The 12,102-nt window shown below is 69.0% G+C and carries 12 protein-coding genes; 5 read left to right on the forward strand and 7 right to left on the reverse strand.

What is annotated here, in order from left to right; all coding sequences use genetic code 11:
* Positions 1–3: 3 nt before the first annotated feature.
* On the forward strand, positions 4–699 hold the full coding sequence (locus TY25_RS31595; protein WP_042262315.1) for an LmeA family phospholipid-binding protein: 696 nt from the start codon (positions 4–6) through the stop codon (positions 697–699).
* A gap of 8 nt (positions 700–707) precedes the next feature.
* On the opposite strand, the gene TY25_RS40930 is transcribed toward TY25_RS31595, so the two are convergent.
* The gene (locus TY25_RS40930) at positions 708–1,178 is read right to left on the reverse strand and encodes an RDD family protein (protein WP_162184243.1); all 471 of its coding nucleotides are present in this window, start codon (positions 1,176–1,178) and stop codon (positions 708–710) included.
* A gap of 203 nt (positions 1,179–1,381) precedes the next feature.
* Between TY25_RS40930 and TY25_RS31605 the strand changes: the two genes are divergently transcribed.
* Positions 1,382–2,587 (forward strand): glycoside hydrolase family 76 protein, encoded by a 1,206-nt coding sequence (locus TY25_RS31605; protein WP_052383326.1) that lies wholly within the window; start codon positions 1,382–1,384, stop codon positions 2,585–2,587.
* Here the strand turns inward: TY25_RS31605 and TY25_RS31610 are convergent, their stop codons facing one another.
* Both TY25_RS31610 and TY25_RS31615 read right to left on the reverse strand, forming a co-directional pair.
* Positions 2,588–3,763, reverse strand: a complete 1,176-nt coding sequence (locus TY25_RS31610) for a DmpA family aminopeptidase (RefSeq protein ID WP_042262318.1) — start codon at positions 3,761–3,763, stop codon at positions 2,588–2,590.
* Positions 3,764–3,767: 4 nt separating this feature from the next.
* Positions 3,768–4,385: a TetR/AcrR family transcriptional regulator gene (locus TY25_RS31615; protein ID WP_042262319.1), complete on the reverse strand. Its 618-nt coding sequence runs from the start codon at positions 4,383–4,385 to the stop codon at positions 3,768–3,770.
* Between the two features lie 116 nt (positions 4,386–4,501).
* Between TY25_RS31615 and TY25_RS31620 the strand changes: the two genes are divergently transcribed.
* Positions 4,502–5,911: an APC family permease gene (locus TY25_RS31620; RefSeq protein WP_042262322.1), complete on the forward strand. Its 1,410-nt coding sequence runs from the start codon at positions 4,502–4,504 to the stop codon at positions 5,909–5,911.
* Here TY25_RS31620 and TY25_RS31625 read toward each other — a convergent pair.
* The 4 genes from TY25_RS31625 to TY25_RS31640 form a co-directional block, all read right to left on the reverse strand.
* Positions 5,899–6,885, reverse strand: coding sequence for an AraC-like ligand-binding domain-containing protein (locus tag TY25_RS31625; RefSeq protein ID WP_042262323.1), 987 nt, complete (start codon positions 6,883–6,885; stop codon positions 5,899–5,901). The genes TY25_RS31620 and TY25_RS31625 overlap by 13 nt on opposite strands.
* A gap of 65 nt (positions 6,886–6,950) precedes the next feature.
* A complete protein-coding gene (locus TY25_RS31630) occupies positions 6,951–8,456 on the reverse strand; it encodes a sugar ABC transporter ATP-binding protein (protein WP_042262325.1) in 1,506 nt (501 codons plus the stop codon).
* On the reverse strand, positions 8,453–9,520 hold the full coding sequence (locus tag TY25_RS31635; RefSeq protein WP_042262327.1) for a sugar ABC transporter substrate-binding protein: 1,068 nt from the start codon (positions 9,518–9,520) through the stop codon (positions 8,453–8,455). The genes TY25_RS31630 and TY25_RS31635 overlap by 4 nt, the downstream gene beginning before the upstream one ends.
* A gap of 30 nt (positions 9,521–9,550) precedes the next feature.
* Positions 9,551–10,600, reverse strand: coding sequence for an ABC transporter permease (locus tag TY25_RS31640; RefSeq protein WP_226887318.1), 1,050 nt, complete (start codon positions 10,598–10,600; stop codon positions 9,551–9,553).
* A 173-nt stretch (positions 10,601–10,773) separates the two neighbouring features.
* Between TY25_RS31640 and TY25_RS31645 the strand changes: the two genes are divergently transcribed.
* Both TY25_RS31645 and TY25_RS31650 read left to right on the forward strand, forming a co-directional pair.
* Entirely contained in the window at positions 10,774–11,583 is an 810-nt protein-coding gene (locus tag TY25_RS31645) for an SDR family NAD(P)-dependent oxidoreductase (RefSeq protein ID WP_081869237.1), read from the forward strand.
* 9 nt (positions 11,584–11,592) lie between these two features.
* A partial coding sequence (locus TY25_RS31650) for a MoaF N-terminal domain-containing protein (protein WP_042262352.1) occupies positions 11,593–12,102 on the forward strand: 510 nt, incomplete at its 3' end.

Below are 12,102 nucleotides of genomic sequence, written 5' to 3' on the forward strand. Positions count from 1 at the left end.
CGCATGCGCGGACTGCTGATACTGATCGTGGTGGCGGCGATCGCGCTGCTGGTCGGGGACCGGGTCGCGGTGACCATGGCGCAGCACGAGATCGGTCGGCAGATCGCCGCGGAATATCAACTGGCGCAACAACCGAACGTCGATATCACGGGTTTTCCCTTCCTGACCCAGGCCGTCGACGGCACCTACCGCGAGATCGATATCCGGGTCGGCGACTGGACCGGACAGGGCCTGACGGTGCACGACCTCGAGATCACCCTGGTCGAAGTCGCCGCGCCGCTGACCGACGTATTGCAAAGTCGCACCTCGAATTTCGTCGCGGCGACCGCGACCGCGACCGCCGTGGTGCCCTACGATGCCGTGCGCGGTTTCGCGCCGTCGGGTGTGGAGTCGATTTCCTACAGCCCCGACGGGCTGCGCGTCACCGGAACCTTCCCGGTGGAGGGGATCCCCGTACCCGGAACCGTGGTGGTGACGGTGGCGCCGACCGACGGCGGCATCGAGGTCACCCCGGTGTCCGTGCAGTCCGCGGTCGGCGGTCCCACCATCTCCCTGGCCATGCTGCGCAGCACGCTCACCTTCACCGTGCCGTTGCAGCGGCTACCACTCGGCGCCCGCCTGACGGCCATCCAGCCGAGCGCCGACGGCCTGCACGTCACCGCCGTCGCCCACGACGTCCGGTTCTCCGACCTGCCCTGAGCACCCGCTCACGGTGCCGTCCACCGCCGCTCGTCGCGCCGGCGCACGGTGCGCAACCCACACGCCTGGCCCACGCTCGCGCCCTCGAGCAAGAACTGGGCGACGATCACGACGAAACCGAACAACCACCTGAACAGCGTCTGCCACAAGCGGGGACGACGGCCGTCCTTCCAGCGCAGCACCCGCATGCCGAAGAGCAGTTTGGCCAGACTCCCCCGAAACAGCAGCGTGCCGACCACATGATTGACGAACGACACCCCGAGCAGGCACGGCAGGAACACCGGCGCGAACTCCGCGATACCCGCGGACGCGTGAAAAACGCGCACCGCCAACGCCAAAGCCACGAAGAAGGCCAGTAGTCCGTCCGTGATCGCCGCGAGCGCCAGCCGGTTCTCCCCCGCCTCCTCCGGCACCCGGACGCGCGGCGATCGGCCACGACCCGCGGCGGCTACGGCGGGATCGATATACGGTGCGTTCACCGGCCACATTGTGCCCAACACCGCCCCACCTGCCCAGCAGCGGTAATTGGGGGCTGGCCCGACGCGGGAAACTGTTTGCGGAATGTTCGTTCTGGGCACGCCCCGCAGGCTGCTCTGCTCTGTTCTCATGGGTCGGGAAGAGTTCGAGTGTGCGGGGCGGGTGGTGCCGGCCGCGGCGATGGTTGTCGAGGGAGTCCGAGCGGATGGATCGCCGGCATGCGGGGATCAGCAGGCGCAGGGTGTTGCTGGCGGCAGGCGCCTCGATCGCACTCACCACCGTGACGCCGCCGACGCGGGCGGTGGCGATCAGCGGGAACGTGTCCAGCGGCCCCGAATCACCGGCCCGGCGGGCGGATCTGGCGGAACGGGCGATCGTGCAGCGGCATGTCCGTGCCCTCTGGGGTCACCCGCACCTGCGGCTGGGCACGCTCGTCTGGCCCTCGTCCCTGCTGGATCAGTCGTTCGCGCGTTGGTGCTACTGGTGGCAGGCCCATCTGCTGGACTGTGCGGTGGACGCCGCAGAGCGCGCCCGCACCCCCGAACGCGTCGACCGGGTCGTCGCCCTGGCCCGAGGCATCCGGGCCCGCAATCTCACCGGCTGGACCAACCGCTACTACGACGATATGTCTTGGCTGGCACTGGCTCTCGAACGTGCCGACCGGCTGCTCGGCGTCCGATTCGACCATGCCGTCGCGGAACTGGCTGCCGATCTGATCGCAGGCTGGAATCCCGCGGTCGGCGCGTTGCCGTGGCGCAACGACGACGAGTACTACAACACCCCGGCGATCGGCCCGGCCGGTATCGCACTGGCCCGCTTGGGTGAACTGTCGCGTGCCGCACAGCTCGCCGACTTCCTGGACACCCGATTACGCGACACCGGCAGCGGTTTGATCCTGGACGGCGTGCACGAGCCGGGCGGGCGGGTGGAACGCACCATCCACACCTATTGCCAGGGTGTCGCCATCGGCCTGGAGACCGAATTGGCCACGCGCACCGGCGAATCGAAACATCTCCGGCGCGCCACCGACCTGATCGGAGCGGTCGCGGACCGGCTCACGACCGCCGGGGTGATCGCCGCCTCCGCCGACGACGACTCCGGGTTGTTCATGGGCATCCTCGCCAGATACCTCGCCGAAGCCGCACTCGCACTGGGCGACACCACCGCTGCGCACATCGTGCACGCCTCCGCGCAATCCGCGTGGCGGCACCGTGCCGAGGTCGACGGACTGCCCCTGTTCGGCGTCGACTGGACCCGTCCCGTCCCGGTGCCCCGGCACCCGCAGACCCTTCCTCAGCTCATGTACTCCCCCGCCGACACCCCGGCGAACCTCAGCCGCGACCTCTCGGTCCAGCTGAGCGCCTGGATGCTCCTGGAAGCCGACCACCGGCTGACCGCGGCAGGCCGCTGATCACCGGAAGCCGTTGGCCAGCAAGGCCTTCAGCTGGTCGTGTGGGAGAGCGTGCGACTGATGACCGTCCCGCCCGGTCATGGCGCTGTTCACGACGAGCGCGTTCAGGACGGCCTCTTCGACCGCTTGGACCACCGCGGTGTACACGGGGTCCATCCGGTTCCAGGGAAGCCTTGCGGTGGTGACGAGTTCGGCGGTCGTCGGCTCACCGAGCGGAAACCCCGTGTCCGCCGGGCGATCGTCCGCCGTGGAGAAGGCGAGGAACAGGTCACCGGAGAAGAGGCTGCCGGTGGTACCGGTGCGGGCCAGCCCGAACGGCACCCGGCGGGCAACCGCGGTGCACTGCAACGGATCCAGCGGCGCATCGGTCGCGACGACGACGATGACCGACCCCGAACCGCCTGGCGCGGCGGGCGATTGATCGGGTGCGACACCCCAGTCCGTCGTCTCCATCGGGTTGGGCACGTCGAGTTGCGCGCCGACGCGCTGCCCACGGATCGTCAGTTCGTGGCGCGCACCGAAATTCGCCTGGAGGAACACACCGACGGTGTACGTCTGCGATCCGAACCCGACCCGTCTCGACGCGGTGCCGCTGCCCCCTTTGAACCCGTAACAGTTCATGCCGGTGCCGCCGCCGACCGAACCTTCGTCCAACGGCGCGCTGCGGGCCGACTCCAGCGCCGCGACAACGATTTCCGGCGTGACATGGCCGCCGTTGATGTCGTTGAGGTAGCCGTCCCAGGTTTCGGCGCAGACCGGCAGCAGCCACTCCCGGGCCAGCGCCGGATCGGTCTGGTTGATCCACTGGATCGTCCCGGTGTGGCACGCCCCGATGGCATGGGTGTTGGAGATCGTGACGGGCATCGCCAGCTGCCCGACCTCGTCGATCCATGCGGTGCCGGTCATTTCGCCGTTCCCGTTGAGCGAGTAGCGGCCCGCGGCGCACGGCCGCCCGAGACCGGATCGGCCGCGCGGCAGCACCGCCGTCACGCCGGTGCGCACCGGACCCGAGCCCACCCGCATCGGCCCGTCGCCCGCGATCAAGGTCTGATACCCCACCGCCACGCCGGGCACGTCGGTGATGGCGTTCCACGGTCCCGGTGCACCCTCGGGGGCGATGCCGAGGGCGCGGGCCCGCGGGCGTCCGTCCGGGGTGAACGAGTGCTGCTCGGTCATCGGCTCATCCTTCGGGTGTGGTGATGTCGGCGCAGCCCGTAGCAGTCCGCGCGTAGGAGCAGATCAGTTCGGCGGCACGAGTTTTCGTGATCGACCGGTTCCGGCTGACGATGTGCAGGCCATAGGCGTCCTCCAACGCGACGAGATTCGCCGCGACATCCAGGAGGGGTGCGTCGATCGTGAAGTGCCCCTGCGCGATACCCACCTCCAATGCGCTCAGGTACACCGCGACCTGCTGTTCGAACAGCGCGGTGATCCGGTCGCCGTGCTCGGCGGCGACGCTGCGATAGGCGGCCAACCGGTACAGCGCGACCACCAGTTCGTCGGCGTCCGAGGCGGGCAGACCCGCCCAGATCAGCGCGCCGATCTTCGCGCGCGCGTCGCCGATCTTCGCGACCATGGCCAGCCTGCCCCCGAAGAACCGGTCGCCGGCCTCGCGATGCACCTCGCGCAACAGGTTGTCGAGATCGTCGAAGTAGTAGTGCACCGTCGCGGGTGATACCCCCGCGGATTCGGCGACCTCGCGGATCTTGAGCTTGCCGACGCCGCGGTCGGACACCGCGGTGAGCGCCGCGTCGAGGATCACCCGACGCGCCTGCTCCTGATCCTTCCGGCGTGCCATCTACCCCTCCTGTTTCCCGATACTGACGGACAATCAACTATGCAAAACATCGAAAACCAGATCTTCACAGCACCTTTAGTCCATTCTTTGACTGTACATCAAAGAAAGGACCGGCCATGGCGACCCAGACCACCGGCCACACCGCCGACGACGACCATCGACAACCGCGCTACCGTCAGCAGCTGTCCCGAGCGCTCGGCATGGGCGAGAACATCCTGATCACGCTCTCCGCGGTCACCCCCGCGTCGAGCGTGTTCATCATCATTCCGGCGATCCTGCTGGCGGCGGGTGGCGCATCGGTGCTGACCCTGGCGATCGCGGCGGTGGCGTCGGTGTTCATCGGCCTCTGTTACGCCGAGCTGGCCACCACCTTCCCCATCACCGGCGGCGAATACACCTGGGCTGCACGACTACTCGGCCGACCCGTCGGGTTCGCGCTGTTCGCGCTCACGCTGGTGAACGGGGTGCTGATCATCGCGGTCATCGCCCTGGGCACCGGCGACTATCTCGGCGTCGCGATACCCCAGCTCGGCGGTAAATGGGTCGGCATCGGCGTCATCGTGGTGACGACCGGCATCGCGATCCTCGACATCAAGGCCAACGCCTGGGTCACCGGTGTTTTCCTGTGCGTCGAGATCGCGGCGATCGCGGTGCTGGCCTTCCTCGGCTTCAGCAACATCGAACGCGGACCGTCGGAATGGCTGCACGCGACCACCCTGACCGAGGGCACCCAAACCCAAATCGGGGTCGGTGCGCTGATCGCCCTCGTCCCGGTCGCGCTGTTCGGCTACAACGGCTACGGCGCGGCGGTCTATTACGCGGAGGAGACCAAGGACGCCAAGCGCACCATCGGCCGGGTGATCATGATCTGCCTGGCCGCGACCGTCGCCATCGAGATCGTGCCGCTCGCGGCGGTCGTCCTCGGCGCACCGTCGCTGACCGACCTGCTGAGCAGCGCGGCCCCGATGAACCATTTCCTCACCGCGCGCGGCGGAGCCACGGTGAACACCCTGGTCAGCATCGGTATCGCGATCGCGATCGTGAACGCGGTGATCGCGATCATCCTGCAGATCTCGCGGCTGCTCTTCGCCTCGGCGCGCGACCGCAGCTGGCCCGACCCGATCGATCGGGCGCTGGGCAGTGTGCATCCGCGGTGGCATACGCCCGCGCTCGCGACCATCGCGGTGGGTGCGGCCGCCACCGTCGCGGCGGCCGTGCTGCCGCTGTCCTGGCTGATCACCGCTACCGGCGCCGGGCTGGTCCTGGTGTATCTGTTCGTCGCGCTGGCCGCGTTCCGGGTGCGCAGTCGTCCGACGTCCGGCGGCTACCGCATGCCGCTGTGGCCGCTGCCGCCGATCCTCGTCGTCGCCGCCATGGGCTATGCGGGTTACAGCGTCATCGACGCGTCCTGGCAGCAGATGGTGGTCGCGGTCGCCGCGATGCTGCTCGGCTGCGCCTACTACCTGATCTATCTGCGGCCGCGGCCGGACCGCTGGCAGCTGCCCGATCCCGTTCAGGAATCGTGAGGCACAGCGGGTGCGGAGACCGGTTGCGCGCGTTGCGCGCACCGGTACTCGTGCGGACTGAGCCCGTATGCCGCGCGGAAGGTCCGGCTGAAATGCGCGGCATCGGGGAAACCCCAGCGCGCGGCGATGGCGGCGATCGAGCGGTCACGCCGCAGCGGGTCGCGCAGATCGCGGCGGCAGCGTTCCAGCCGCCGCTCCCGGATCCAGCCCGCCACGGTGGTCGACTGTTCGTGAAAGAGCTTGTGCAAGTAGCGGGTCGAGATGAAGTGCGCGGTGGCGATCCGCTGTGGCGCGAGATCTCCGTCGCCGAGATGCCCCTCGATATAGGACATGAGCTGTGCGGTGAGTGGCCGCCGGACCGCGGACCTGGTCGCCGCGGGCAGATCGAGCCGGGCACCGAGAACGGTGCCGAGCAGATCGACGATACTGTCCGCCAAACGGGTTTCGGCCGGTCCGGTCACCTCGTCCAGGTGACCGGCCAGCTCACGCAGCAGCATCGACAACAGCGCGCCCGCACCGTCGTCACCGGGTACTCGGCGCGCGGTGACCGCGGCGATTCGATCCTCGGGCAGGCACAGCGAGCGCCGCGGCAGCATCAGCACGAGCTGGCGGTAGGGTCCGTCGAACGCCATCGCGTACGGGCGACTCGTGTCGTAGATCGCGAAATCACCCTCCGCCAAACGGGTTTCCCGGTCGTCCTGGGTCAGCAGGCAGGCTCCCTGCAACTGCACGCCCAGTTTGTAGCATTCCGGATCCGACCGCGCGATCAACGCGGCGGTCCGGCGCACCACGTGCGGGGTGGCGCCGATCTCGGTCACCTGCAGCGAACCCAGTGCCACACTGCGCAATCGGCCGTCGAACGGCTCCCGGCCGACGCGTTCCACCTGCAGGGGCACGAAGGTGTGGGAGACGGCGTCGCGGAAACTGTCGAATCGGTCCACCCGCGGCCACCGCGGCGGCATCGCCACTGACATGTGCCCTCCTCGATGATGCGGCACCGGCAGGTAACGATCATATACGATTTCGCCGCGGGTAGGGGTCAGGCCGCACCGGTGTTCATGGCATGCAACAGGGTGTGCGGATCGATCCGGTCGCCCTCGAGCGTCGCGCACAAACGTCCGCGATACAGCACCAGCACCCGATCGCACAGTGCCGCAAGCTCATCGAGGTCCGTCGAGCAGAGCAGCACCACCGTCGTCGCGGCCGCGGTGCGCAGCAGGGCGTGCAGGTCCGCCTTGCCGCCGACATCCACCCCGCGCGTGGGATCGTCGAGCAACAGCACCGACGGCTCGGCCGCCAGCCACTTCGCCAGCACGACCTTCTGCTGGTTCCCACCCGAGAGCAGCCCACAGGCCAGATCGACATCGGCGGTACGAATCCGCAACCGTCGCACCAGTTCTCGGGCACGCGTGCGCAACGTGGCGGACGTCAGGAGTCCGCCGTCGCGGCCCAGCGCCACCGATCGGACCTGGGCCATGTTCTCCCACACCGGTTTGTCCAGCATCAGCCCGAGCCGCCGCCGGTCGCCGGATACCAACGCCACCCCGGCGGCGATCGCCGCCCGCAGGCCGGCGGGTCCGGATCGCCCGTCCGGGAGCGTGATCCGCCCTGCACTGGGTGCGCACAGCCCCGCAACGACGTCGATGACCGCGGTGTGACCCGAACCGACCAGCCCCGCGATGCCGACGATCTCCCCTGGCGCGGCGCTGAATTCGAGACCGTGCAACCGGCCGGGCACGTCCACGCCCTGCACGCACAGCGCACCGCGGACCGGCCCGACGAGACGCGGCGCCGCCACTTCGGTTGCGGCGACGGCACGCTCGCCGAGCATGGCGGTCACCACCTGTGCCAAATCCAGCTCCGCACGCGGCACCGCCGAGAGCACGGTGCGGCCGTCACGCAGTACGGTGATCTCGTCGCACAGCGCCATGACCTCCTCCAGGATGTGCGAGACGAACACCACCGCGACCCGGCGTTCGCGAAGGACCCGAACGATATTCAGCAACCGGCGGGTGCCCGCCTCGTCCAGCGCCGAGGTCGGTTCGTCCAGGATCAGCACGCGCGGCTCGGCGATCAGCGCCTTGGCGATCTCCACCAGCTGCCGCTGGGCCAGGGACAGGGTGCCGAGCGCGCGGCGGACATCGACGTCGAGACCCAGCTGCGCCAGCACCGGTTCGGCGCGCGCGACCATCGCGGCCCGATGCCGGAACGGCCCGCGGGTCGGCTCGCGCATGGGATACAGATTGGCCAGCACATCGAGATCCGGGAAGAGGTTCAATTCCTGGGACACCACCGCTACGCCGTGCCGGGCAGCCTGCGCGGTCGAGTTGAACGACACCGCACGCCCACCGAGGCGCAGGTTGCCTTGATCGGGCGCCACCGCACCCGACACGATTTTGATGAGGGTCGATTTCCCCGCGCCGTTCTCACCGAGCAGTGCGTGCACGGTGCCCTCGCGCACGGTCAGCTCGGCTTCGCGCAGGGCGGTGACCCCGCCGTAGGCCTTGCCGATGCCGCGGACCTCGAGCATTGCCGCATCGGTCATTTCGCGTCCGCCAGCGGACGCAGATAGCTGCCTGGGTCGGCGAGCTGGCGCTCGGCCGTGGCGGCGAACCACTGCCGTCTGCTCGCGTCGCTCTGCTGGCGCGCGATGATCTCGTCGATGTTCGCGGCGTTGATGATCAGCCCGCCCGGATTCCACCAGCCTTGCGTCAGCGGTTTTCCGCTGCGCGCGTGTTCGGCGAGCAACCGGATCGCGAGGTAGCCTTTGAGCCAGTGCTCCGGTGAGGCGAGCGCGGCGACATAACCGTCTTTCACCCCGACCAGCGCCTGCGCGTCGGGATCACAGGATCCGACGAGCATCCGGCGGCCGGTGTTCTTCTGGATCAAGGACAGCGACACCGCGTCGGAGGCGCCGGCCCCGAGGTAGGCGATCGCGTCCGGATGCGCTTTCACCGTGTTGTTCCATTTGTTGTAGTTGTCCGTGGGTTCGGAACCGGTGTCGAACGGCCCGAGCACGGTCAGGGTCGGGCGCTGTTCTTGCAGTACGGCTTTCATGCCGTCCAAGCGCTGACTGAGCAGGGTCAACCCGGGGATGTCGTTGCCGAGCACCACGTCACCGGTGGTGCCCACGGGTATGTGCTCGATGATTTCCATTGCGAGACTGCGACCGAGTTCGGTGTTGTCGTTGCCGACGTACAGGCCGACGTCCGCGCCGGTCGGTGGCACCGTATCGACGGTGGCCAGCGGCACCCCCGCGGCGGCGGCCTGCTGCAGCGGGCGCACGAACAGATCCGGGGTCAGCGTTTCCATCGCGATGCCGTCGCGCGCGGTGCGCACCGCGGCCTGGAACTGCGAGACCTGCTGGGGCCCGTTGATCGACGGCGGCGCGGTCTCGGTCAGATCCACGTCCCCGGCGTCGGCCGCCCCGGCCGCGGCCCCCAATGCCATCTCCTGGAAGGGATTCTGCGAGGTGGTGGCGTAGACGAAGGCCATGCGCAGCGTGCCGCTCTTCGGTCCGTCACCCGTGCCGCCGCCACTGCCGCACGCCACCAGTACCAGCGCGCAGCCCGCGACCGCGCCGCGCAACCATTTGTTCGATCGATCCATCACGATCTCTCTTCCTTCGAAAATTGTCCTCTACCGCTCGAATTCGGACCGTTTGGCGCGCCGGCGGCTGCGCAGCAGGCTGTCGATGGCCACCGCGACCAGCACGACGACGCCGCTGGCGAACGCACTCCAGTTGACCGGGATGTCGAAATAGACCAGGCCGCTGGACACCACGCTCAGCAGCACCGCGCCCGCGACCGCGCCGACCACCGTCGCGCTGCCACCGCGCAGCGGTGTCCCGCCGATCACCGCGGCCGCGATGGCCTGTAATTCGAACCCCGTGCCGACATTCGGATCGCCCGAGGTGAAGAACGCCAAGCCCAGCACGCCGGCCAGCCCGCACAGCGCACCGACGCCCATCAGCACCAGCAGCCGGGTGCGAGCCGTCGAGATGCCCGAGAAGGCGGCGGCTTCCGGGTTCGACCCGATGGACCGGACCCGATAGCCGAACGGCGTCAAGCGCAGCACGACGGTGAGCGCGGCGGTGACCACCAGCAACACCCAGACACTCACGGGCAGGCCGAACCAATTTCCCCCGACTATCGTGAAAAACGAACTCCGCAAAGGCAATCCGTTCACCTGCTGCCCGTTGCTCCATGCCGCCGCCAGGCCGCGATAGACCTGCATCGTCGCCAGGGTCGCCACGATCGCCGGAATCGCGATCACCTGGACGACAAGCGCATTCGCCAAGCCGAGCAGCGCGCCGAACGCGATCGCGGCGCCCGCGGCGAGCCAGGGGTTGATCCCCGAGCGCATCAGCACCGCCGCGGTGATCAGGCTCAGCCCGAATCCGGCGCCCACCGAGAGGTCGATCTCCCGCATCGCCAGCAGGAAGGCCATCCCCGCCGCCAGCAGCGCGACGTACACCGAGGTCTGCAGGACGTCGCGAATCTGGCCCGCGCTCAGGAAATCCGGATGCAGGATGCCGATGAACACCACCAGTGCGATGGTGGCCAGCAGGACACTGTTGGACTCGGCGTGCAGCATCCGCCGCACCACCGGCGGCACACCGGTCGATGCGGTCTTCGCGGTACTCGGCCGGGTGGCCGGTTCACGCTGTTCGGTGTCATTGGCGCTCACGATCGCGTTCCTGTCGTCGAATGTGCGAATCAGCTTCCGGCACCGGGGCACGAGATCCCTTGTCCCTGCGTGCACAGTCCTTGTCCGCCAGAACACCCGCGCCGCGCAGCTCTCGAAGCGGCCCGGTGGTGGTGGTTACGGTCGGCCGGACTACAGCGATTCGGAGATTTCGCATGGACATGACGAAACGTTTGGCGGGCCAGGTCGCCCTCGTCACCGGCGGTGGCACCGGCATCGGGGCGGCCACGGCGCGCCGGCTCGTCGCCGAGGGGGCGGCGGTGGTGCTGGCCGGACGGCGGCGCGAGCCGCTCGAGGCGGTGGCGGCCGAATTGGGGGACGCCGCCCTGGTCGTCGCGGGCGACGCCGCCGATACCGCCGACGTCGAGCGCATGGTGGACGCCGCCGTAGCGCACTACGACCGGCTCGACCTGGTGGTCGCCAACGCGGGCGGGCACGGCCTCGGCACGGTCGCCGAGATCGGCGACCCGGACTGGGAACTCGGCATGCGGACCAATGTCACCACCGCGTTCGTGACCGTGCGCACCGCGCTGCCGCACCTGCGCGCGCAAGGCGGGTCGGTCGTCGTCGTGTCGTCACTGGCCGGGCTGTTCGCCGGACCCGCGGTGGCCGGCTACGTCACCGCCAAACACGCGTTGATCGGCCTCACCCGGTCCCTGGCCCGCGATTACGGCCGCGACGGCGTCCGGGTGAACGCGCTGTGCCCGGGCTGGGTACGCACCGCGATGGCCGATGAGCAGATGGATGTGCTTGCCGCGCAACGTGGTATCGATCGGGAAGCCGCGTATCGGCTGGTCACCCGGGACACCCCGCTGGGCAGGCCGGTGGAGCCCGCGGAGATCGCCACCATCGTCACGTTCCTGCTGTCCGCCGATGCCGCCGCGATGACGGGTTCGGTCGTGGTCGCCGATGCCGGCGCCGCCGCCGTCGACCTGCCCACGATCGCGTTCGCGCCCCACGATTGAGGAGACACGATGACCGAGCACACCATTGCGGTAACGGATTCGGCCGTCCCGGCCGGGTGGAAGGGGATGGACGATTTCGCCGCCGGGATCGACGGCAACCGGACACCGCCGACCGACCGGCTCACCGGCCAGTCGTGGTCGCTGCGCCGATCCGACGCCGTGCGGACCGAATTGCGTTTCCGCTCAGTGGATCAGGTGCAGTGGACGCGCGGCACCGAGTCCGGCACCGACTGGTATCAGGCGATCGAGGTGTCCCCTGACGTGTTCTTCCTCGATCAGACCTTCGCGGACCGTCCACACGTCAGCGAGGTCACGGTGGTACACCTGCCGACGGCACGGACCGTGACGATCGAATCGACCATCGCCGCGGAACCGACACCCGGTGTCCCACAGGTGTCGCAGCGCTTCCTGGCCGGCGTCGTCGACCCCGGCGACGGCCGCGCCCCGAGCGGTGCGGTGCCCGGACCGACCCGCGATCTCGTCGGCTGGCGGGCCCTCTATCGATACAGCCCGCACCAC

This window comes from Nocardia brasiliensis NBRC 14402, assembly GCF_000308475.2.
GTDB classification, from domain to species: domain Bacteria; phylum Actinomycetota; class Actinomycetes; order Mycobacteriales; family Mycobacteriaceae; genus Nocardia; species Nocardia brasiliensis.

Bases quoted from the DNA above. Each gene is read 5' to 3' on its own strand.
- TY25_RS31595 (WP_042262315.1), top strand. From the start codon at position 4: ATGCGCGGACTGCTGATACTGATCGTGGTGGCGGCGATCGCGCTGCTG.
- TY25_RS31605 (WP_052383326.1), top strand. From the start codon at position 1,382: ATGGATCGCCGGCATGCGGGGATCAGCAGGCGCAGGGTGTTGCTGGCG.
- TY25_RS31610 (WP_042262318.1), bottom strand. From the start codon at position 3,763: ATGACCGAGCAGCACTCGTTCACCCCGGACGGACGCCCGCGGGCCCGC.
- TY25_RS31615 (WP_042262319.1), bottom strand. From the start codon at position 4,385: ATGGCACGCCGGAAGGATCAGGAGCAGGCGCGTCGGGTGATCCTCGAC.
- TY25_RS31620 (WP_042262322.1), top strand. From the start codon at position 4,502: ATGGCGACCCAGACCACCGGCCACACCGCCGACGACGACCATCGACAA.
- TY25_RS31625 (WP_042262323.1), bottom strand. From the start codon at position 6,885: ATGTCAGTGGCGATGCCGCCGCGGTGGCCGCGGGTGGACCGATTCGAC.
- TY25_RS31630 (WP_042262325.1), bottom strand. From the start codon at position 8,456: ATGACCGATGCGGCAATGCTCGAGGTCCGCGGCATCGGCAAGGCCTAC.
- TY25_RS31635 (WP_042262327.1), bottom strand. From the start codon at position 9,520: ATGGATCGATCGAACAAATGGTTGCGCGGCGCGGTCGCGGGCTGCGCG.
- TY25_RS31645 (WP_081869237.1), top strand. From the start codon at position 10,774: ATGGACATGACGAAACGTTTGGCGGGCCAGGTCGCCCTCGTCACCGGC.